This window comes from Burkholderia sp. YIM B11467, from assembly GCF_052952715.1.
In genome coordinates this window covers 113,404-135,013 of record NZ_JBQVSQ010000005.1, presented here as the reverse complement: position 1 = coordinate 135,013, position 21,610 = coordinate 113,404, and the positions used below count along the sequence as shown (strand labels likewise).

The 21,610-nt window shown below is 65.7% G+C and carries 20 protein-coding genes; 10 read left to right on the top strand and 10 right to left on the bottom strand.

Annotated elements, in window-relative coordinates:
* Positions 1-9: 9 nt before the first annotated feature.
* Complete coding sequence (locus ACTRWB_RS18800; RefSeq protein ID WP_446902843.1) at positions 10-705, bottom strand: DedA family protein; 696 nt, start codon at positions 703-705, stop codon at positions 10-12.
* A 107-nt stretch (positions 706-812) separates the two neighbouring features.
* Between ACTRWB_RS18800 and ACTRWB_RS18795 the strand changes: the two genes are divergently transcribed.
* Both ACTRWB_RS18795 and ACTRWB_RS18790 read left to right on the top strand, forming a co-directional pair.
* A complete protein-coding gene (locus ACTRWB_RS18795) occupies positions 813-1,478 on the top strand; it encodes a response regulator transcription factor (RefSeq protein WP_446902842.1) in 666 nt (221 codons plus the stop codon).
* Positions 1,475-2,860, top strand: a complete 1,386-nt coding sequence (locus ACTRWB_RS18790; RefSeq protein ID WP_446902841.1) for an ATP-binding protein — start codon at positions 1,475-1,477, stop codon at positions 2,858-2,860. Before ACTRWB_RS18795 ends, ACTRWB_RS18790 begins: the two co-directional genes overlap by 4 nt.
* Before the next feature lie 31 nt (positions 2,861-2,891).
* On the opposite strand, the gene ACTRWB_RS18785 is transcribed toward ACTRWB_RS18790, so the two are convergent.
* Entirely contained in the window at positions 2,892-3,461 is a 570-nt protein-coding gene (locus ACTRWB_RS18785; protein ID WP_446902840.1) for a TetR/AcrR family transcriptional regulator, read from the bottom strand.
* 265 nt (positions 3,462-3,726) lie between these two features.
* On the opposite strand from ACTRWB_RS18785, the gene ACTRWB_RS18780 reads away from it, so the two are divergent.
* From ACTRWB_RS18780 to ACTRWB_RS18770, 3 genes are read left to right on the top strand one after another with little or no spacing between them, the layout of a single operon-like run.
* On the top strand, positions 3,727-4,470 hold the full coding sequence (locus ACTRWB_RS18780) for an SDR family oxidoreductase (RefSeq protein WP_446902839.1): 744 nt from the start codon (positions 3,727-3,729) through the stop codon (positions 4,468-4,470).
* Positions 4,471-4,510: 40 nt separating this feature from the next.
* Entirely contained in the window at positions 4,511-5,107 is a 597-nt protein-coding gene (locus ACTRWB_RS18775; RefSeq protein ID WP_446902838.1) for a DsbA family protein, read from the top strand.
* Positions 5,104-6,768 (top strand): AMP-binding protein, encoded by a 1,665-nt coding sequence (locus tag ACTRWB_RS18770; protein WP_446902837.1) that lies wholly within the window; start codon positions 5,104-5,106, stop codon positions 6,766-6,768. The genes ACTRWB_RS18775 and ACTRWB_RS18770 overlap by 4 nt, the downstream gene beginning before the upstream one ends.
* 57 nt (positions 6,769-6,825) lie before the next feature.
* On the opposite strand, the gene ACTRWB_RS18765 is transcribed toward ACTRWB_RS18770, so the two are convergent.
* A complete protein-coding gene (locus tag ACTRWB_RS18765) occupies positions 6,826-7,113 on the bottom strand; it encodes a DUF4148 domain-containing protein (protein WP_446902836.1) in 288 nt (95 codons plus the stop codon).
* A 293-nt stretch (positions 7,114-7,406) separates the two neighbouring features.
* On the opposite strand from ACTRWB_RS18765, the gene ACTRWB_RS18760 reads away from it, so the two are divergent.
* Positions 7,407-8,126: a gamma-glutamylcyclotransferase gene (locus ACTRWB_RS18760; RefSeq protein ID WP_446902835.1), complete on the top strand. Its 720-nt coding sequence runs from the start codon at positions 7,407-7,409 to the stop codon at positions 8,124-8,126.
* A gap of 18 nt (positions 8,127-8,144) precedes the next feature.
* Here ACTRWB_RS18760 and ACTRWB_RS18755 read toward each other — a convergent pair whose 3' ends face one another.
* Together ACTRWB_RS18755 and ACTRWB_RS18750 are read right to left on the bottom strand one after the other, a co-directional pair.
* Entirely contained in the window at positions 8,145-9,056 is a 912-nt protein-coding gene (locus ACTRWB_RS18755) for a LysR substrate-binding domain-containing protein (protein ID WP_446902834.1), read from the bottom strand.
* An 86-nt stretch (positions 9,057-9,142) separates the two neighbouring features.
* Positions 9,143-9,595: a MaoC family dehydratase gene (locus ACTRWB_RS18750; protein WP_412021788.1), complete on the bottom strand. Its 453-nt coding sequence runs from the start codon at positions 9,593-9,595 to the stop codon at positions 9,143-9,145.
* 421 nt (positions 9,596-10,016) lie between these two features.
* On the opposite strand from ACTRWB_RS18750, the gene ACTRWB_RS18745 reads away from it, so the two are divergent.
* Positions 10,017-10,637: an N-acetyltransferase family protein gene (locus ACTRWB_RS18745; protein WP_446902833.1), complete on the top strand. Its 621-nt coding sequence runs from the start codon at positions 10,017-10,019 to the stop codon at positions 10,635-10,637.
* Here ACTRWB_RS18745 and ACTRWB_RS18740 read toward each other — a convergent pair.
* Positions 10,604-11,422, bottom strand: coding sequence for a response regulator transcription factor (locus ACTRWB_RS18740; RefSeq protein WP_343491301.1), 819 nt, complete (start codon positions 11,420-11,422; stop codon positions 10,604-10,606). The genes ACTRWB_RS18745 and ACTRWB_RS18740 overlap by 34 nt on opposite strands.
* Positions 11,423-11,600: 178 nt before the next feature.
* Here ACTRWB_RS18740 and ACTRWB_RS18735 point away from each other — a divergent pair, with 178 nt between their 5' ends.
* From ACTRWB_RS18735 to ACTRWB_RS18725, 3 genes are all read left to right on the top strand, one after another.
* On the top strand, positions 11,601-12,446 hold the full coding sequence (locus ACTRWB_RS18735; RefSeq protein WP_446902832.1) for a carbon-nitrogen hydrolase family protein: 846 nt from the start codon (positions 11,601-11,603) through the stop codon (positions 12,444-12,446).
* 129 nt (positions 12,447-12,575) lie between these two features.
* On the top strand, positions 12,576-13,916 hold the full coding sequence (locus tag ACTRWB_RS18730) for an APC family permease (RefSeq protein WP_129514630.1): 1,341 nt from the start codon (positions 12,576-12,578) through the stop codon (positions 13,914-13,916).
* A 277-nt stretch (positions 13,917-14,193) separates the two neighbouring features.
* Positions 14,194-14,376: a hypothetical protein gene (locus tag ACTRWB_RS18725; RefSeq protein WP_129514631.1), complete on the top strand. Its 183-nt coding sequence runs from the start codon at positions 14,194-14,196 to the stop codon at positions 14,374-14,376.
* Between the two features lie 174 nt (positions 14,377-14,550).
* Here the strand turns inward: ACTRWB_RS18725 and ACTRWB_RS18720 are convergent, their stop codons facing one another.
* The 4 genes from ACTRWB_RS18720 to ACTRWB_RS18705 all read right to left on the bottom strand — a co-directional run bounded on the left by ACTRWB_RS18720 (position 14,551) and on the right by ACTRWB_RS18705 (position 21,598).
* The gene (locus ACTRWB_RS18720; RefSeq protein WP_446902831.1) at positions 14,551-17,724 is read right to left on the bottom strand and encodes a multidrug efflux RND transporter permease subunit; all 3,174 of its coding nucleotides are present in this window, start codon (positions 17,722-17,724) and stop codon (positions 14,551-14,553) included.
* Positions 17,725-17,848: 124 nt separating this feature from the next.
* Positions 17,849-19,483 (bottom strand): ABC transporter ATP-binding protein, encoded by a 1,635-nt coding sequence (locus tag ACTRWB_RS18715; protein WP_446903112.1) that lies wholly within the window; start codon positions 19,481-19,483, stop codon positions 17,849-17,851.
* Positions 19,483-20,592, bottom strand: a complete 1,110-nt coding sequence (locus tag ACTRWB_RS18710; protein WP_446902830.1) for an ABC transporter permease — start codon at positions 20,590-20,592, stop codon at positions 19,483-19,485. Before ACTRWB_RS18710 ends, ACTRWB_RS18715 begins: the two co-directional genes overlap by 1 nt.
* Positions 20,546-21,598, bottom strand: a complete 1,053-nt coding sequence (locus ACTRWB_RS18705) for a microcin C ABC transporter permease YejB (protein WP_048250978.1) — start codon at positions 21,596-21,598, stop codon at positions 20,546-20,548. Before ACTRWB_RS18705 ends, ACTRWB_RS18710 begins: the two co-directional genes overlap by 47 nt.
* Positions 21,599-21,610 lie beyond the last annotated feature (12 nt).

The window sequence follows — 21,610 nt, the reverse complement described above, 5'->3', positions numbered from 1 at the left end:
AATGTCCGGCTAGATGGTTACCTGCGCGGCCAGATAGCCAGCCGTGATGAACAGCGTGTTCCATAGCGCGATACCGGCCGCGGCGCCCGACGCAAAACGAGCGAAACTCGTTTCCAGCAATCCGGCGAGCGCCGGCGCGACGAGCCGGACGAACGGCACCAGTTGCGACCACAGTGCGAGGCGCGTCGGCCGCGCGCGGATTCCCGCGATCAGCGCGTCCATTCTTGCGGGCTGCAGCCTGCCGAGGGGCGCGAGGCGGCGCAGCAGGGTCAGCGCGCGCTCTTCCGGCCACAGATTGCCGAGCGCGTAATGAAACAGGCAGCCCGCGAAGCTGCCGAGCACCGTGACAATGATCGCTTCCGGCATCGTCCATACCCCTTGCGCGCTGGCGACACCGATCATCGTGAGCAGTACGTGCGACGGCAGCACGGGGATCAGCCGCTCGATCAGCGACAGGCCGACGAGGCAGGCGATGCTATTGGTACCGGCGAGGCTGAGCGCGAGGCCGAACGGGACGAGCGTGGCGAACTGGTTCATCGCGCCGCTCCCGTGCGGCAGGCGCGCAACACGCACGACATTCCATGCCAGAATGGCCCGCACCGGGACGGCGCGAGGGTGGAACCCCGTGCCGCCTTGCATCGCAGCAACGGAATCGAACGACAGAACACGGTCATGGCGGGCCTCTCGAGTCAGCGCCAGATGCATTGCACCGGCAATGCGGCGATCGACACGGATCGTGGCCCCCTGGCTTTAAGAAGTTTTTAATCGCGGTCCGTCAGGCTGGTGACCTCGTCATTCGAGGAGCGAAACCGATGCATATCCTGTTGGTGGAAGACGATGTCATGCTGGCCGATGCCGTTCGTGCCGGCCTGGCGCAGAACGGCTGGCGTGCGGACTGGTCGGCCGACGTGCCGGCCGCGCGGCTCGCGCTGGTCGATCACGGCTACGACGCGGTGCTGCTCGACCTGCAGTTGCCGGGCGCGTCCGGTTTCACGCTGCTCGCCGCGATGCGCGAGAACTACGACCCGACACCGGTATTGATCGTCACCGCGCGCGATCAGCTGAGCGACCGGATCCGCGGCCTCGACGCAGGCGCCGACGACTATCTGGTCAAGCCGTTCCAGCTGGAAGAGCTCTATGCGCGGCTTCGCGCGCTGACGCGCCGCAGCCAGGGCCGCGTGTCGGAGCGGTTGATCTACCGCGACGTACACGTCGATCCGGCGCGCAAGGAAGTCACGCGCGCCGGCGAACCCGTTGCGCTCAGCATTCACGAGTACCGGACGCTGGTCGCGCTGATGGAGCGGCAAGGGCGCATCGTCACGCGCACGCAGCTCGAAGAGCGCGTGTACGGCAACGACGGCGCGATCGAAAGCAACACGATCGCGGTGTACATCCATCAGCTTCGGCGCAAGCTCGGCGACGAACTGATCGTGACGGTGCATGGCTTCGGCTATCGCGTCGGGGAGGGCACGGCATGAAGTCGCTACGCCTGCGCCTGCTCGCGACCGTGATGGCGACGGTCATCGTGTTCTGGGCGGGCTGGGGCGCGTTTCTCGGCATCGGCCTGTGGCGCGAACAGCGCGGCTGGCGCGACGGCATGCTCGAGGGCGCCGCGCAACTGCTGCTGTTGTCGTTGCCCGATGCGATCGATCGGCTACCCGAAGCAAGCGCTCAGGCGGTATTGCCGAAAGCCGCGTACGGCAAGTACGACGTCGCATTCCAGATCTGGGTCGATGGCCGCAACGTGATGCACAGCGCGGATGCGCCGGGGCCGGCGCTCAAGGCCGATCCGCAGGACGGATACGGTGTGAGCACCGGGCGTGGCGTCGCGCACGACGAGACCTGGCGGGTCTACTCGCTGTCGGATCCGGCGCGCCGGATTCGCGTTCAGACGGGCGGCCCGGCCACGACCTGGCAGGAGAAGGCGAGCAATGCGCTGCAACTCGGCCTGTTCAATACGGCGCTGATGCTCGGGATGCTGGGCGTCGCGATCTGGTGGGTGATCCGCTGGTCGTTCGGGCCGGTGCGCGACGTTCAGCGCACGATCCAGCGGAAGGCCGCATTCGATTTCTCGCCGTTGCCGCTGACGACGCTGCCGCGCGAACTCCGGCCGCTCGTCGAATCGTTCAATCGTCTGCTCGCGCGGCTGAGTCAGGCCGTCGACACCGAGCGCCGTTTCATCGGCGATGCGGCGCACGAGTTGCGCATTCCGCTGGCGGCGTTGTCGGCTCAGGCGGAAGTGGCGTTGCGGGCGGACAGTCTGGCGGACAAGGACGCAGCCCTGCGCCGGCTGGCCACGGGCGTCGAGCGCAGCGCGCGGCTAACCGGGCAATTGCTCGAACTGGCGCGGCTGGATGCCGGATCGCGCGCGGAGCAGCACGGGCCGGTGGACCTGTCGCGACTCGTTGCGCTGATCACGAGCGACTTCGACGCGGCGGCGCATGCACGCCGACAGACGATGCGGGTCGCGGTCGAACCGGTGCACGTCTGGGGCGACCTGGACGAGATCGCGATTGCGGTACGTAACGTGCTCGACAACGCGCTGCGTTACGGCCGCGAAGGCGGGCGGGTCGAGATCACGTGCGACAGTCCAGCGGACGCGGATGGCGCGCGGGTCAGGCTGCGTATCGCGGACGACGGGCCGGGCGTGCCGGTCGACGAGCGTGCGCGGATCTTCGAACGCTTCTACCGGGTGCCCGGTACGGTACAGCCGGGAAGCGGCATCGGCCTGTCGCTGGTCGCGCGAATCGCCGCGTCTCACGGCGGGTCGGTCGACGTCGCGGACGGTATCGACCGGCGCGGACTGGCGGTGATCCTGTCGTTCCCGATCTGGCTGGAGCCGGCGCGCTGGCAGCGCTAGCACGGGCGCCGGCGAGAGGTGAAGACCCGGCTCAGCGCAGCGAATCGATCGCCAGCGCCTTGCCAAGAAAGCGCCGGCTGGCGGCAAGAATCTCCTTGCGCGTGCGCTCCGACTCCACGGAGCGTGCGAGCACCAATGCGCCGACACATTGGGCAATCAGTGCCCATGCCGCATCGGCATCGCCCGTGCGGCCGCTCCAGCTCTTTTGCGTGCGCTTGAGTGCCTGCTCCACGACTTCCCGAACCTCCGGTTCCGCGCGTGCGATCTCCGACCCGAGGGTCGGCAACACGCAGCCGTCCTCCGGGTGCAACGCATGAACCGAACTCAGGTAGTTTCGCAAACAACGTGCGACATGGTCGGCCGGCGACGCATCGTCCCCGGCCAGCATCTCCGCGCTCTTCTCGACCTCTTCGCTGACGAGCGCTTCAAACAGCGCCTGCTTCGAAGGGAAGTGCGTATAGAAGGCACCGCCGGTGAGCCCGATCGACGCCATCAACGCATCGATGCCCGTTGTCGCAAAACCGCCGCGCTTCGCGATCGCTCGGCTCTGGGCGATCAGCTTCTGGCGGGTTTCTTCCTTGTGGGTACTTGAGTAGCGCATGGTCGCCGGGATCCATCGTTGGCAAAAAATTCAAATTCAGAATAGCCGTCCGTTGCCGGCCATTCAAGCCTGGACTCGCAGCGATCACGAACGCCAAGGTTGACGCGGAAAAGGGCCAATCGATGTTAGCACGCCCGCCTGGCGCCGCCGGAGGCCGTCAACCGCCTTTCCGCGAAATCCGGACAGTACTAGGGTAATCAATGACTAGGCAGATCGGGACCTGTGCCCTATAAGTAAACGACCGTTAATCAATGAAGGAGAAGAGATGACCAATGAGATCGTGAAGGGCCGACCGGCAGCGCTCGTCATCGGCGCCGGCGATGCGACCGGCGGCGCCATCGCGCGACGCTTCGCGCGCGAAGGGCTGGTGGCCTGCGTGGTGCGTCGCCAGGCGGACAAGCTCGAACCGTTGATCCGGCAAATCGAGGCCGAGGGCGGGGCGGCGGTCGGTTTCGGGGCCGATGCGCGCAAGGAGGAAGACGTGATCGATGTCGTGTCGCGGATCGAACAGGAGATCGGCCCGATCGAGGCGATGGTCTTCAACATCGGTGCGAACGTGCCGTGCAGCATCCTCGAGGAAACCGCGCGCAAGTACTACAAGATCTGGGAAATGGCCTGCTTCAGCGGCTTCCTGTTCGGCCGGGAAGTGGCGAAGCGCATGGTCGGGCGAGAGCGGGGAACCATCATCTTCACCGGCGCGACCGCCGCCATTCGCGGGTCCGCCAATTTCGCCGCGTTCGCCGGCGCCAAGCATGCACTGCGTGCACTGGCCCAGAGCATGGCGCGCGAACTGGGAAAGAAGAACATCCATGTCGCGCACGTCGTGGTGGACGGCGCGATCGACACCGAATTCATTCGCGAGAATTTCCCGGAGCGGTACGCGACGAAGGCGGAAGACGGCATCCTCAATCCGGATCACATCGCCGACAACTACTGGCATCTGCATACCCAACCTCGCGATGCGTGGACGCACGAGCTGGATCTGCGGCCGTGGCGCGAGACGTGGTGAGTCATCCGTCTCGACGGCCCGCAATCCAACAGGAATCTCCATGAGCAAACGCATCGACTTCTACTTCGACTTCGGCAGCCCGACGGCCTACCTCGCGTGGACCCAGCTTCCCGGTATCGCCGCCGACCATCAGGCGGAACTCGTCTTCAAGCCGGTCCTGCTGGGCGGTATCCACAAGGCGACGAACAATGCGTCGCCGGCAACGATCCCCGCCAAGTCCGCGTGGATGCGCAAGGATCTCGAACGGTTCGCGCGCAAGTACGGCGTGCGCTTCGCATACAACCCGTATTTCCCCATCAACACGCTGGTCCTGATGCGCGGCGCCACCGGCACGCAGATGCGCGACGAAGCGTTGTTCCAGCGATATGTCGACGCGATGTTCCGGGCGATGTGGGAAACGCCGCAGAACCTCGGCGACATGGAGACGTTGCAAAAGGTCTTGCGAGACGCCGATCTCGATCCTCGGCTGCTCTACGAGATCAGCCAGGACCAGGCGGTCAAGGACAAGCTGAAGGCGGATACCGAGGCGGCGGTTGCCAGAGGGCTCTTCGGCGCGCCAACGATGTTCGTCGGCGAACACATGTTCTTCGGGCAGGACCGGCTCGACTTCGTGCGCGACGCACTCGCGGCCGATTGAACGAACCCAGTCAGGGGGCAGGCAGCATGAAGAGAATCTGGCAGCGGCAGTACCAGGAAGGTGTTCCCGCGGACATCGACATCAAAAGCTATCGGTCGGCGGTCGATTTCCTCACCCGGGCCGCCGACGCGCGCCCCGACGAGACGGCTATGGTATGTCTGGGCTCGACACTGAGTTATCGGGAGCTGGATACGCTCAGTCGCGCGTTCGCCGGCTACTTGTTGAACGTCGAAGGGCTGCATGCCGGCGACCGCGTCGCGATCATGCTGCCGAACCTGCTTCACTATCCCGTCGTCGTGTTCGGCGCGCTACGGGCGGGCCTCACGCTCGTGAACCTGAATCCGTTCTATACGGCGCGCGAGGTGCTGTTCAATCTGCAGGATAGCGGCGCGAGCCTGCTCGTCGTGGCGGAATCGGCGCTGGACGTGGTGCCGGCCGACGTCGACGGACGGCCCTGCCGGGTCGTCGTCGCGGCGGCCGACGAAATGCCGTCGTTTGCGCAGTGGGCGCGACAAACGGCCATGCCCGCTGCGCGTCCGGAGCAAGGGGAGCGGTGCCGGTTCAAGGACGCGCTCCTGACAGGTCGCACCGTGGCCTATCGCGATCCGGTCGTGACACCGGACATGAATGCGTTCTTGCAGTACACAGGCGGCACGACGGGAAAAAACAAGGCGGCCATTCTGTCGCACCGGAACATCATCGCGAACACCCGGATCATGTGCGACTGGTTCGGCGCCGATTTCACGCGCGGTGACGAGTGTCTCGTGACCGTCCTGCCGATCTATCACATCATGGGGCTGGCCGTCGGCTGCTTCTTTTCGGTGGCGATGACATGCAAGAACGTGCTGATCCCGAACCCGCGCGATCTCGAACATTTCGCGAACGCGTTCCGCGCCCATCGCTTTACGTTTCTGCTTGGCGTCAACACGTTGTTCAATGCGCTGCTCGAACACGAGCCGTTTCGTGCACTGGATTTCAGTTGCCTCCGGCAAACGATCGGCGCCGGCGCGCAGGTGGAGGCGAGCGTCGCGAGAAGGTGGTTCGAACTGACCGGCTGCCATCTTCTCAGTGCCTACGGGTTGACCGAGGCCTCGCCCAGCGTCTGTGCCACGCCGCCTCATGCATTCGCGCGCCGAGATAGCGTCGGCGTGCCGTTTCCGTCGACCGACATCAAGCTGCTGGACGAAGAGGGGGACGAGGCGCCGATCGGCACACCGGGCGAAATCACGGTAAAGGGCCCGCAGGTCATGAGCGGCTACTGGAACCGGCCGGAGGAAACCCGCGATACCTTTACCGCCGACGGTTATCTTCGAACCGGCGATATCGGCATGCTCGACAAGGACGGATTCCTGTCGATCGTCGATCGCAAGAAGGACGTCGTGCTGGTGTCCGGATTCAACGTCTACCCGAACGAGATCGAGGCCGTCATCAGCCTGCATGACGCAGTCGTCGAGTGCGCGTGTATCGGCGTTCCGGACGAAAAGACGGGTGAAGCGCTCAAGGTGTTCGTGGTGTCACGGCGGCGCGAACTCACCGCAGACGTTCTGCAGCGATTCGCCCGCGAGCACCTGACCGCGTACAAGGTGCCTCGACAATTCGAATTTATCGACGCGTTGCCGAAGTCACCGGTCGGGAAAGTGCTCCGTCGCGCGTTGAGGTAAGCGAGAAGGGCGTAGCAGCTGGTGCACGGAAAGCCGGTTCCCGTGCACCGCGACACTTCATTTCCGCGTGACGTTCAGCGGCGAATGCGCTTCCGCCTGGACCATGACCTGCTTGCTGCCGGATTCGGTCTGCGCGTCACGTTCATGCTGGCGTGCAACCTTCGCTTCGGCGGCCTGCAGGCTTTCCGCGTAGTAGTAGTCCATCGGGTTGTAACCGGCATGCTCCAGCTCGACGAGTTCGGCGCGAACCTGCGCGCGCGTCAGCGGCTGGGCTTCCTGCGCGAAAACGACTGCCGGCGCGGCGAGTGCGGATGCAACGACGAGTGTGCGAATCAGCGATTTCATGATGACCACCTCCGGAATATTGGGCGAAGCGACCTGTGTTTCAGTCGTTGAGCGGAGCTTAGGATCGAACGACGCCGCGATAAATGGCCGCCGCTCCAATTCAACGTTCCAGTTGGAACAAAAATGCCGGGGCGATCGTGCCGCCCGATGAAAAGGGCCGCTGGTCGCACGTCGCCCACATCGCGTTCGCTTTTTCATTCGCGACAAAAGCGCATTGTTCGCGCTCGGCTTCCCCGCACCGGCAGCGCAATCTACAGTCGTTTCATCACCACGACGCGCAATCGCATCCGGCCATGTCCGACGATCGACGCACCACCGACTCCGACTACGAGATGACGCGCGAGCGTCTGGCGCGAGGCACGCTGCTGCACGCGCTGCGCGCGGATCCGCCGGCCGGCATGACGGTGCGAAGCGATGCGGAACTCGAACGCACGTTGCGGGCCACGCTCGACCGTCACCCATCCGGGCGCGATCTCCACGTATTCGCATACGGTTCGCTGATGTGGAATCCGGCGCTCGACATGGCCGGCTCATCGGTTGCGCGCGTCGACGGCTGGCACCGCGCGTTCTGCCTGCGGCTCATCATCGCGCGCGGCACGCCCGAGCAACCGGGTGCGATGCTCGCGCTCGACCGCGGCGGCAAATGCGACGGCGTGCTGTACCGGATCGACGCGGCCAAGGTCGAAGCCGAATTGCGCTTGCTGTGGCGGCGCGAAATGCTGGCCGATTCATACCAGCCGCGCTGGATTACGGCGAAGGTCGACGGCCGGGCGATCCGCGCGCTGACGTTCGTCGTCAACCGGTCGCACGACCGTTACCTCGGCGGATACGCGCTCGACCGTGTCGCACACCTGATCCGTACCGGCCACGGCCCGCTCGGCACGTCGCGCGACTACTTCGATTCGACCGTGCACGCGTTGGCGCGCCTCGGCCTCCATGACGCCGGCATCGAACGGCTCGTGCGCGAAATACGTGGTGCGGACGACGCGGAAGCCGAATCCGCGAACGGCTAACCCTCCGCGTTTGCGGCGTCAGCGGCGCCTGAGGTGTTCGTCGCGCTCGAACAGCGCGATGACCCAGTCGATGAACACCCGCACTTTCGCGCTCAGGTAGCGGTTGGGCGCGTAGATCACGTAGACCGGATTCGCATGGGGCGTCCAGTCCTCCAGGATCGGCACGAGCGTGCCGGCGGCGATGGCGGCGCGGACCGAATAGGACGGCGCCTGGATGATGCCGAGGTTCGCATGGCCCGCGGCCAGATAGGCATTCGTATCGTTCACGACGAGCCGATGATTCAGCGCGAGATCGTTTCTTTTGCCGCCTTCCGAGAACTGGAACGGCAGCGAGCGGCCGCCGCGGGAAGGAATCATGCCGAGCGTCGGTAAATCGCGCAGTGCATCCGGCGATGCAGGCGTGCCGTGCGTGTCGAGAAACGCGGGCGTCGCGCAGGTCGTGAAGCCGAAGCTGCCGATCTGCCGCGCGACCAGCGACTGCTCGTCGACTTCGCCCGCGCGTATCGCGCAGTCGATCCCTTCGGCGATCAGGTCGGTACGCTTGTTACCGATATCGAGTTCGATCTCGACGTCGGGGTAGGCGTCATAGAATGCCGCGAGCGCGGGCACGAGAACGAGCGTGCCGATCGCCGCAGCCGTATCCACGCGAATCTTGCCGGACGGCTTCGCGCGCGCATGGGTCGTCGACGATTCGATTTCCGCGAGATCGGCGAGCAGCCGCACGACGCGCTCGTAGTAGATCGCCCCTTCGGGCGTGACCGTCACCGATCGCGTGGTGCGATGCAGCAGGCGCACCTGCAGGTCTTCCTCGAGTTTCTGGATCAACCGCGTCAGCGTCGCATTCGGCATGTCGAGCGTATCGGCCGCTTTCGTGAAGGTTCCGGCCTCCACGACGCGGACGAAGGCATTCATCGCAGCGATGCGGTCCATGTGCGCGACTCCAGTCGAGAGTGGAGTCGCCATTAAACCGCAATCCGGCTGCGCGCCGCTAGTTGAGCGGTGCAGGGCAGGGCGCGTCACGCGGCGCGACGCTCGACCATCAGCCTGGCGGTCAGAATCTGCACGACTTCGCCGCGCTGATTGACCGTCCTGGTTCGCAGCGTCAGCACGCCGTACTGCGGGCGCGACCGGGACGGCGTCAGTTCGACGACTTCGCTCTCGACGCGCAGCACGTCGCCGGCGCGCGTCGGCCGTTTCCATTCGACGTCGGCGCCGGCGCCGAGTATTCCGTTCGCCAGCTTCGGCCCGCTCAGCACGAGCAGCCGCATCGTGATCGCCGCGGTATGCCAGCCGCTGGCGGCCAGGCCGCCGAACATCGTGCCGCGCGCGGCTTCGTCGTCGAGATGGAACGGCTGCGGATCGAATTCCGCGGCGAAGCGCTTGATGTCGGCCTCGGTGACCTCGACCGAGTCGCCGACGAAGGTGTCGCCGACCGTGAAATCGTCGAAGTAGAAAAGCGGCTGTTCCATGGACGTATCCGATGCGCGGGAGGGAAGATCCGGGCGGCGTCGCTGATGCGCTGTCGTCCGGGCTTGATGCCACTGTATGAAACGTTCCGACGCGGAGTAAGAGGGTGGCGCTGAATGCGGCATTCCGGATCGGTCAATAATCGGCGCGGCGGGATGCGGGTGCCGCGAGCGGCGACGAACGGGGAGCAGGCCCCGCGTGACGGGGCCGCACGGTGCCGACAGGCCGTCGTACTTACGCCGCCTGCCGGCCGGCATTATTGATGCGATTGGAAAACCGCTTTGATCTGGCACGCCTGGGGGAGAGGCGGGCGTATCGCTAGACTGGATGCATGATGAAGCGCCAGCCGAAAGCGGTTTGCTTTCCGTGTCGAAAGGAATCCCGACACACGGCGGGCAGCACGCCAACCCTGCGGAGGCATGGATGGATACGATCGAGATCGAACAAGCTCCGTCCCGCGATGCGGTGCCGGACGCACCGGCCCTCAGCATCCGGCACATCTGGGAGGCGAGGGACCAAACGCCGGTGCTCCTGCGTGCGATCGAGCACCGCGATCTCGAGATCGAACGCGACCTGGTCGACCGGCTGTCGAACCAGAGCCGCTACATGCGGCTGATGTCGGCGCGCAAGCCAACCGAGGACGAGATGGTTCGATGGACCCGCATCGATCGCCGGCGGGAAGGCGCGGTGATCGCGACGATTCGGCCCGGCGGCCGCGAACGGTTGATCGGCGTCGCGCGTTACGCGATGAACGATGGCGAATCCGATGTCGTCGAGTGCGCGATCGTGATCGACGATGCGTGGCAACGGCAAGGACTCGGCCGTGCGCTGCTGTCGAGCCTGATCGATCTGGCGAGACGGTCGGGCATGAAGCGCATGGTCGGCACGACATTGAGCGAGAACGATGCGATGACCGGCCTCGCGCGATCGCTCGGATTCACGCTGTCCCACGAACCAGGGGCCGCGTTCGTGACGAATCTGCGGCTCGATCTGGACGCGAGTCACGCATGTCACGCGGGCTCGCTCGTTCTCCCTGGGTCGTAGAACATCGCAAACAGTTCGGACTGCGATCCGACACCCAGCTTCGCGTAGATGTGTTTTTTGTGCGCGCGCACGGTCTCGAACGAGATCGACAGTTTCTCCCCGATCGCACGCGACGAGTAGCCGCTCAAGGACAGCATCGCCACTTCGATTTCGCGCGTCGTCAGCGCGCCGCGCCCGTTCTTTCCGGTCAGCATGCCGAAGCGCGCATGCAGGTCGGGCGCTTCGCCTTCGGTGGTACCCGGCGCTTCTTTCACCGCGAACTTCTCGAAGCGCATGCGCTGCTGCATCAACGACAGCACCCACGGCGAGTACAGCGTGAGCAATGCCATCTCGCGTTCGTCGTACTTGCTCGTTTTGCCGAGCGAAAAACCCAGCGTGTGATCCCGGTCGATCACGACGTTGAAATGCACTTCGTCACCGACGATGTTTTTCTTGAAGTAGCGCTGGTAGTACTCGGTCATCCGGAAGTTGTCCGGCGCGACGTCGGCCAGCGTGTAGAAGCCCGACGCCTGCGTTTCGAACGCGGCGAGATAGAACGGATCGAGCTGATAGAGCGCGGCCAGATAGTCCTGGAACATCAGGTCGATCTTGCCGTCGGGCATCGCCTGTTCGGCGAGCACGAGCGGCGCGCCATCGCGTGCGAAACGCAGCGCGACCCAGTTGTCGAAACCGAGATGCCGCTCGAGCACGCGCGTGAGGCGTGCCCAGAAATGCGGGCCATCGAGGGCGTCGATGGCCGAACCAATCTCCCGATGAAAAGCGAGATCTCGCCATTCGAAGTCCATCGTGTCCTCCGGTGAGGGTAACCCTGGCGGGGAATTTCAGGTCAAAAATAATACCCCGATAATCGGCCTCACTTCGAAAGGCAGCGGGTCATGCGCTGGTTCGCTTGCCGAAGCGTCGTACGGGACGTGCCAACGACTGCGACACACCGATGAAAGGTTATTGGAAGGAGACGGCTTCATGCAGGTAGCACTCGCGCAACTCGCGTTGATCGACGGCGACGTCGCGCACAACACGCGCAAGGTGATCGAGACGATCGAGCGCGTCGACTTGGCAGGCGGCACGAAGCTGATCGTGTTCCCCGAAACGACGCTGTCGGGGTTCCCGACCCGGGAAAACGTCGCCGATATCGCGCAGACGCTCGACGGTCCCGCGTTGTCGGCGGTACGCGACGCCGCACGGCAGAAGGGCGTCGCCGTCGCGGTCGGCCTCGCGGAACGCGACGGCGGACAGTTCTACAACACCACGGTGCTCGTCGACGAGCAGGGCGACATCGTGCTGCGGTATCGCAAGACGCATCTGTGGGCGTCGGATGTCGGCGTCTTCACGCCGGGTGACCGCTTCGCGACCTGCATCTGGAACGGCCTGACGGTGGGCCTGCTGATCTGCTACGACATCGAATTCCCGGAAACGGCGCGCGCCGTCGGTGCGCTCGACGCCGATCTGCTGATCGTCACCAACGGCAACATGGACCCGTTCGGCCCCGTGCATCGCCGCGCGATCGCGGCACGCGCGATGGAGAACCAGATGTTCGCGCTGATGGTGAACCGCTGCGGTTCCGGCGACGACAACCTGACGTTCGCCGGCCTGTCCGCGCTCGTCGATCCGTTCGGCGACACCACCGTCGAGCTGGGCCGGGACGAGGCGGTCGTGCAGGCGAACCTCGATCTGACGCGTCTCGAAGCGAGCCGCGAACACTACAGCTATCTGCACGACGCACGCGTCGCGCTCGGTCTCGCGCCTGTCGAACAGTCGAACGGGCATCGCGCGCTCATGATCGACGCGCGCCGTCACCACACCGAGTAATCCGGATTCGCAGTCCCTCTACGGCATCGCGCGGGCGCCACGCCTCGCGCATGCCCGCCCATTCCATTGAAATGCCGGCCGGGTGGCACCAAGGCATTCGTATCGGCCCCCGCGGGCCCAGGAGATAACATGCAAGCGTCGTCATCCCATGAACCCGTGCGCCTGAAGCGCACGCTCGGACTGCCGTCCGTGCTGCTGTTCGGCCTCGCCTATATGGCTCCGCTGATCGTCTACGGCACCTACGGCGTGCTCGCCAAGGCCAGCGACGACACGGCCGCGCTTGCGTATCTGCTCGCGCTGATCGCGATCGCGTTCACCGCGCTCAGCTACGGCAAGCTCGCGCGGCTCTATCCCGCCGCAGGCTCCGCCTATACGTACACGCGCAAGACCTTCAACCCGCATGTAGGTTTCATGATCGGCTGGGCGACGCTGCTCGACTATTTCTTCCTGCCGATGGTGATCTGGTTAATCGGCGCCGCGTATCTGAACGCGGCATTTCCGCATGTGCCGACCTGGATCTGGATCGTTGCGTTCATCGTGTTGACGAGCGGCCTGAACATCGTCGGCATCGAACTGGCCGCGCGCTTCAATATCGTGCTGATGGTCGTGCAACTGGCGATCGTCGCGATGTTCGTCGTGCTGTGCTGGCACTACGCGTCGGCGGCGGCAGGCGCGGGCGGTATCGCGATGGCCGAGCCGTTCTTCAAGCCGCACGTGCCGTTCGGCGCGACGATGGCCGGTGCCGCGATCGCCGCGTATTCGTATCTCGGTTTCGACGCCGTCTCGACGCTGACCGAAGAGACGATCGATCCGAAGAAGAACATGCCGCGCGCGATCCTGCTGATTGCGCTGATCGGTGGTGCGATCTTCGTGATCGCGGCGTACACGATGCAGCTCGCACACCCTGGCGTCGAGTTCAAGGATACGGATTCGGCCGCGTTCGAAGTCGCGAAGATGATCGGTGGCGATCTGTTCGTGACTGTGTTCCTCGCGGGCCTGATCCTCGCGCAGTTCGCGTCGGGCATCTCGGCTCAGGCGAGCGTCGGCCGGCTGCTCTATGCGATGGGCCGCGACGAAATCCTGCCGAAGCGCATCTTCGGTTTCATTCATCCGCGCTTCAAGACACCGGCGATCAACATCGCGCTTGCCGGCGTCGTCGGATTGATCGCGCTGAAGCTGGATGTCGCCACGTCGACGTCGTTCATCAATTTCGGCGCGTTCCTCGCCTTTACGGCCGTCAATCTGTGCGTGATTCGGCTGTACCTGTCGGGCAATCACGGCGACCGCAGGATCGGCGTGTTCGGCGGCATCGTGTTTCCGGTGATCGGCGCGGTGTCCGATATCTGGCTGCTCGTCAGCCTCGAGAAAACTGCGCTCGTGCTCGGCGTCGTGTGGTTCGCGCTCGGGCTGGTGTATCTGTGCTGGATTACGCGCCTGTTTCGTCAGGCGCCGCCTGAAGTGGCGATTTGATCGAGGCGAGGAGGGGGCATTCGGACTCGAAAGCTGACAGACATGGCTGCATGTCTCCGTCAACGGCCCCGATCCACACTAGTGCGGCTGGACTTCGAATCCGGGTTGGGCGGTGCCAGACACGCTCGAGTCGGTTCGAGTCCGGCGGCCTGGGCTGCTTGAGCGCAGCCAATCCGGCAAAACCGGATTCCCGATTGTGAAATCGCACCTCCTCTGATAGTGTTTTTCGCCCGGCAGCGACTCTCGTTGCCAATCACATAACGACAGCGAAAGACCTATGGCAACCAAGTTTGTGCACTTTGAAGACGTGAATGGCAATGCCGTCTACGTCAATCCCGAACGCGTAACTTTCGTGCGCGAAGCCCAGTCGGACGAAACCCAGATCTTCTTCGGCGCCGAGCATGCGTTGAGAGTCAAGGGTGGCGCGGCCGATGTCGCCAGTCGGATTACCGACGAATAACACGCGGCTACCGATGGGCCCGATCACGGGTGCGAATCACTGCATTCTCGGGGCCCAAAACGCGACATTACAACTTTGCTCTTACACGCAAACTGTCGATAATGTTGATTATGTCAAATACGATATTCACGTCTCCCAACCCCTGATTCCGTCGCCAACAACCCTCCGCGACCGTCAATCAATCTCCAGATCCCCAACCGTTTCCGCCCGCCGCGCCTCCCGCCGCGTCGTCGCAACATGCTTGCCACGCCGGCCGACGGACGCCACCACCCGAAACGCCACCGGCGCGAACACGAGCCCGAACATCGTCGCGGCGAGCACGCCCCCGAACGCGCCGGTCCCGATCGACCGCCGGCTTTCCGCACCCGCGCCCGTCGCCAGCACGAGCGGCACGACCCCGAGCAAAAACGCCATCGACGTCATCACGATCGGCCGGAACCGCGCGGCAGCCGCGTCGATCACCGCCTGCCGCAGCGGCACGCCGCGCCCGGCCAGATCGCGCGCGTACTGCACGATCAGGATCGCGTTCTTCGCCGCCAATCCGACCACGGTGATCATCCCGACCTTGAAATACACGTCGTTCGGCATGTCGCGCGCGAGCGCCGCCGCAATCGCGCCGATCATGCCGAGCGGCACGATCGTCAGCACGGACAGCGGAATCGTCCAGCTTTCATACAGCGCGGCCAGCGCCATGAACACCGCGAGCACGGACAGCCCGACGAGCAGCGGCGTTTGCCGCGCGGCAACCTGCTCCTCGCGCGCCGCGTCGACCCAGTCGAAACCGATCCCGGCCGGCAACGCGCCGGCAAGCCGCTCCATCTCCGCCATCGCCGCGCCCGAACTCGTGCCGGTCGCCGGCCGGCCGCTGATGTCAAGCGACGGATAACCGTTGTAGCGATTCAGCATCACCGGGCCGATCGTCCAGTGCGGCGCGGCAATCGCCGACAGCGGCACCATGTCGCCGGTACGGTTCGGCACCGTCAACGCCATCAGCTGCACATCGGTCGCGCGTGCGGTCGGGTCGGCCTCGATGATCACCCGCCGCATCCGCCCCGACGCCGGAAAATCGTTGATGTAGTTCGAGCCGAACGTGCCGCCCAGCAGCCCCGCGATCCGCTCGAACGGTACGCCGAGCGCATACGCCTTCGCGCGATCGACGTCGAGCTCGATACGCGGCGCGTCCGGCAGGTCTTCGAAATGCACGGCGGCGAGCAACGGATCGGCCTTCGCGCGTTCGGAAAGCTGCTCGCGAGCTGCCTTCAACGCATCGAGCCCGACACCGCCCCGATCCTCGAGCCGGAACGTGAATCCGTCGGAATGCCCGATACCGCGCACCGACGGCGGCAGCGACGCTTCGACGTCGCCGTCGAGGATCGCACCGAAACGCTGGTTGAGCCGGTCGCGCAACGCCATCGCGTCGGAGTCGCGCTTCGCCCAGTCCTTCAGCTCCACGAACGCCATCCCGACGTTCTGCCCGCTGCCCGCGAAACTCCAGCCGATCACGCTCGTCACGTTCGCGATCGCCGGCTCCGCATGCAGCACCGCCTCGACACGCTCGACGACCGCGAGCGTGCGCGCCTGCGTGGCACCGGCCGGCAACTGGATCATCACCTGCAGTTGCCCCTGGTCCTCGGTCGGCAGGAAGCCGCCCGGCATCATCCAGTACAGCAGCCCGCAGACGATCACGAGCGCCACGTAGACCGCCACGACCATGCCGGTGCGGCGCACGGCGAACACCGCGACGCGGCGATAACCGGTTTCGGCGCGCGTGAACGCCGCACCGAACCGGTCGGCCAGGCGCGCGCCGATCCCGCGTCGCCGCGCACGGCCGGTTGCGCCGTCGTGTCGCGCGACCGGCTTCAGCAGGTTCGCGCACAGCGCGGGCGTGAGCGACAGCGCCATGAACGACGACACCAGCATCGACGCGATCATCGCCACCGCGAACTGCCGGTAGATGCCGCCGACGGTGCCCGGAAAGAACGCCATCGGCACGAACACGGCGGTCAGCACCGCGGTCACGCCGACGATCGCCCCGCCGATCCGCTTCATCGCGCGGCGCGTCGCGTCGCGCGGCGACACGCCCTCCTCCATCACCCGGTGCACGCTCTCGACGACGACGATCGCATCGTCGACGAGGATGCCGATCGCCAGCACGAGGCCGAACATCGTGAACACGTTGATCGACAGCCCGAACGCCCACATCGCGACGAACGCACCCATCAGCGTGACGGGAATCACGACGGTCGGCACCAGCGTGTAGCGCAGGTCGCGCAGGAACAGCCACATCACGCAGAACACCAGCACGACCGCCTCGATGAGCGTCAGCACGACTTCGCGAATCGCGATCTTCACGAAATGCGCGCCGTCGAACGGAATCTCGATCGCGACGCCCGGCGGCAACGTCCTCGACAACTCGGCGAGCCGCGCACGAATCGCGTTCGACGTTTCGAGCGCGTTGCCGCGCGGGCCGAGCTGGATGCCGACGGTCGCCGCCGGCCGGCCATTCAGCCGCGAATAGAACGAGTAGTCGTCGCGGCCGATTTCGACCCGCGCGACGTCGGCGACGCGCACCGCCGAACCGTCCGTCTTCGACTTCAGCACGATCCGCTCGAACTCGTCCGGCGATGCGAGCTGCCCCTTGACGACGATCGACGCGGTGAGCTGCTGGCCGCCCGGGAACGGCGCATCGCCGATCGCGCCGGCCGTCACCGTCGCGTTCTGCGTACCGATCGCCGCGATCACGTCGTCGGCGCCGACCCCGTATTCGCGCAGCTTGTGCGGATCGAGCCAGACCCGCAGCGCCTCGTCGGCGTCCCACAGTTCGGCTGCGCCGACGCCCGGCGCGCGCTTCAATTCGCGCAGCACGTAGCGGTTCAGGTAATCGCCGAGCTGCGCGGAATCGCGCGTGCCGTCGGTCGACGTCAGCGTGACGAGCATCAGGAGCGTGTTTGCCGCCTTGAACACGCCGATCCCCTGCTGGACGACCTGCTGCGGCAACCGCGACTCGACCTGCTTCAGCCGGTTGTTCACGTCGACGAGCGCGATGTCCGGATCGGTGCCGGGCGAAAACGTCACGTCGATCTCGAGGTTGCCGTGACCGTCGCTGCTCGTCTCGTAGTACAGGAGCCCGTCGGCACCGTCGAGGCTTTCCTCGATGATGCTGCCGACGTCGCCGTCGACCGTCTCGGTCGACGCGCCCGGATACGCGGCGGTGATCACGACCCGCGGCGGGGCGAGGCGCGGATACTGCGCGATCGGAAGCTGCGGAATCGCGAGCACGCCCGCGACGACGATCGCGAGCGCGACGATCCACGCAAAGACGGGACGATCGATGAAAAACGACGGCATGGGCACGCGTCAGCGAACCGCCGGCGTTCCGGCGCGGGACCGCCGGACGGCTTGGGCAACAGCAACGAAATCGGCACCGCCGCGCCGCGCGCGGGCGACCTGGGCGCGCTTCGCCCGGTTCACGTCAATCATCGGTTCTCTCTTGCGGGCCGCGCTCCGGCGCCAGCATCGACGACGCCAGCAGCGCGCGGGTATACGGATGGGTGGGCGCATGCAGCACGTCGAGCGTATCGCCCTCCTCGACCACGCGCCCCGCTTTCATCACGACGACCCGGTGGGCCATCGCACGCATCACCGCGAGATCGTGCGTGATGAACAGGTAGCTCAGTTTGTACTTCTTTTGCAGATTCGTCAGCAGATTCAGCACCTGCTTCTGGATCGACACGTCGAGCGCGCTCGTCGGCTCGTCCAGCACCAGCAGTTCCGGCTCCACCGCCAGCGCGCGCGCGATCGCGATCCGCTGCCGCTGGCCACCGGAGAATTCGTGCGGATAGCGCAGCATCGATTCGGCCGGCAACCCGACCTCCTGCAGCAGCGCGGCGACGCGCGCACGACGCGCGGCCCCGGCCACCTGCGGACGGTGCACCGCGAGCCCCTCGCCGACGATCTGCTCGACCGTCATCCGCGGCGACAGCGAGCCGAACGGGTCCTGGAACACGACCTGCATCCTGCCGTACAGCGCGCGCCGGCCACCCGTCGTGCGCAGCGTGTCGAGCGGCATGCCGTCGATCGCAATCGAGCCGGCCGCCGGCCGCTGCAGGCCGAGCACCGTCGCCGCCAGTGTCGATTTCCCCGACCCCGACTCGCCGACGATCCCGAGCGTTTCGCCGCGCCTCAGGTTCAGCTTCACGTCGTGCACGGCCCGGAACGTCGTCTTGCCGAGCACACCGCGCCAGCCCTTCGCCGCGATGCGGTAGTCGACGGCGAGATCCCGCACGTCGAGGATCGTCTGCGCGCCGGCGGCGACCGGCTCGACGTCCCGCTGCGGTGCGCTGTCGAGCAGCCGGCGCGTGTACACGTGCTGCGGCGCGGCGAACAGCGCACCGGTCGTGTTCGTCTCCACCAGCACGCCCTGCTCCATCACGGCCACGCGCTGCGCGAAGCGCCGCACAAGATTCAGGTCGTGCGTGATCAGCAGCACGGCCATCCCGCGCGCGGCGGCCTCCTGCTCCTGCAATTCGATCAGCAGATCGACGATCTGCTGGCGCACCGTCACGTCGAGCGCCGTCGTCGGCTCGTCCGCGAGCAACAAGCGCGGCCGACACGCGAGCGCCATCGCGATCATCGCGCGCTGGCGCTGCCCGCCCGACAACTGGTGCGGAAAGCTGTCGATACGACGCTCCGGCTCGGGGATACCGGTGCGCCGCAGCAACGCGATTCCCCGCTCTCGCGCGTCGCCCGGGCGCAACCCCTCGTGCAACCGCAGGCTCTCGGCGATCTGCTTGCCGATCGTATACAGCGGATTCAGCGCGGTCATCGGTTCCTGGAACACCATCGCGATGTCGGCACCGCGAATGCCGCGCATCTGCTGTTCGGTCTTCGCGAGCAGATCCTCGCCGTCGAACAGCATCCGTCCCGACAGCGTCGCCTGCTGCGCGAGCCGCAGGATCGACAGCGCCGTCACGCTCTTGCCCGAGCCCGATTCGCCGACGAGCGCCACGCGCTCGCCGCGACCGACCGACAGGCTCAGGTCCTGCACCGCAGCCTTCGCGCCGAAGCGCGCGGAAAACCCGTCGATCTGCAGCAACGCGTTCGTCATCATCGCCCCCCGCCGAACGCCGAGCCGCGCGCACGGGTGTCGAGCGCATTGCGCAGCGCGTCGCCCATGAAGGTCAGCAGCAGCAGCGTCACCACCAGCACCGCGAACGCGGAGACCGAGATCCACCATGCGTCGAGGTAGTTCTTCCCCTCCTGCAGCAACTCGCCGAGGCTCGGCGTCGGCGGCTGCACGCCGAGCCCCAGGAAATCGAGGCTCGTCAGCGACAGGATCGCGGCGCTCATCCGGAACGGCAGGAATGTGATCACCGGCGTGAGGCTGTTCGGCAGTACGTGGCGCCACATGATCTGCGCATTCGTCAGCCCCATCGTGTGTGCCGCTTTGACGTAATCGAGCGTGCGGTTGCGCAGGAATTCGGCGCGTACGTAATCGGACAGCACGAGCCAGCCGAACATCGACAGCAGGATGAACAGCAGCCACAGCGACGGCGTGAACAGCGACGCGAAGATGATCAGCAGGTACAGGTCGGGCAGCGCGCTCCAGATCTCGATCAGGCGCTGCCCGAACAGGTCCGTACGGCCGCCGTAGAAGCCCTGCAGCGCGCCGGTCAGCACGCCGACCAGCACCCCCGACACGGTCAGCGCGAACGCCATCAGCACCGACAGCCGGAACCCGTACAGCAGCCGCGCGAGCACGTCGCGCCCGAACTGGTCGGTGCCGAGCCAGTTGCTCGCCGACGGCGGCGCCGGATACGGCCGCGACGCGAAGTAGTCGATCGTGTCGTAGCGGTAGCGGTTCGGCGGATAGATCGCGAAATTGCCGTGCGACTCGAGCTTCGCGCGGATGTACGGATCGAGGTAGTTCGTCTTCGCGGGAAAGTCGCCGCCGAACTCGGTTTCCGGATAGTCCTTCGCGATCGGAAAATAATAGTGCCCGTCGTAGCGCACGAGCAGCGGCCGGTCGTTCGACAGCACGTCGGCACACAGGCTGAGCGCGAACAGCGCCGCGAAGATCACGAGGCTCGCATAACCAAGCGGCTGCGCGCGAAAGCGCTGCCACGTGCGCCGCCACGGCGACGGCGACGGCGCGCACGCGCACGGGGAATCAGTGGTCCAGACGGCTGAACTGGATACGGGGGTCGACGACGACATAGCAGATATCCGCGATGAGCTTGGTCAGCAGACCGATCAGGGTGAACAGGAACAGCGAGCCGAGCACGACCGGATAGTCGCGGCGGATCACCGAGTCGTACGACAGTTGCCCCATCCCGTCGAGCGAGAACAGCGTCTCGATCAGCAGGTTGCCGTTCAGGAACGCGCCGACGAACGCCGCCGGCAGCCCGGTGAGCAGCGGGATCGCCGCATTGCGCAACACGTGTTTCCACAGCACGTCGCGCTCCGGCGCCCCCTTCGCACGCGCGGTCAGCACGTACTGCCGGCCGATTTCCTCGAGGAACGTGTTCTTCGTCAGGATCGTGACGATCGCGAAATTGCCGATCACCGCCGCCGTCACCGGCATCACGATGTGCCACAGATAGTCGAGCGTCTTGCCGATCAGCGTCAGGTCGTCGAAGTTGTCCGACGTGAGCCCGCGCATCGGAAACACCTGCCAGAACGTGCCGCCGCCGAACAGCATCAAGAGCAGCACGCCGAGCACGAAACCCGGCACCGCGTAGCCGGTCAGCACCAGCACACTCGTCACAGTGTCGAAGCGCGAGCCGTTGCGCACCGCCTTCGCGATGCCGAGCGGCACCGACACGAGATACGTGAGGATCACCGTCCACAGCCCGAGCGTGATCGACACCGGCAGCTTCGAGCGGATCACGGCCCACACGCTGCGGTGCGCGAAGTAGGACTGGCCGAGGTCGAACGTCGCATAGCTTTTCAGCATCAGCACGTAGCGTTCAAGCGGCGGCTTGTCGAAACCGAACTGCTTGCGGATCTGCTCGATCTGCTGCGGATCGACACCCTGGCTGCCGTGGTAGCCGCCCCCGCCTCCGCCCGCCTCGCCCCCGCGTGCGCTGCCGTGGCGCAACTGCGCGAGCACCTGCTCCACCGGGCCGCCCGGCACGAACTGCGTGACCGCGAACGTGATCGTCACCACCCCGAGCAGCGTCGGGATCATCAGCAGCAGCCGCCTCACTATGTATGCCAGCATCGTTGCTCCCCG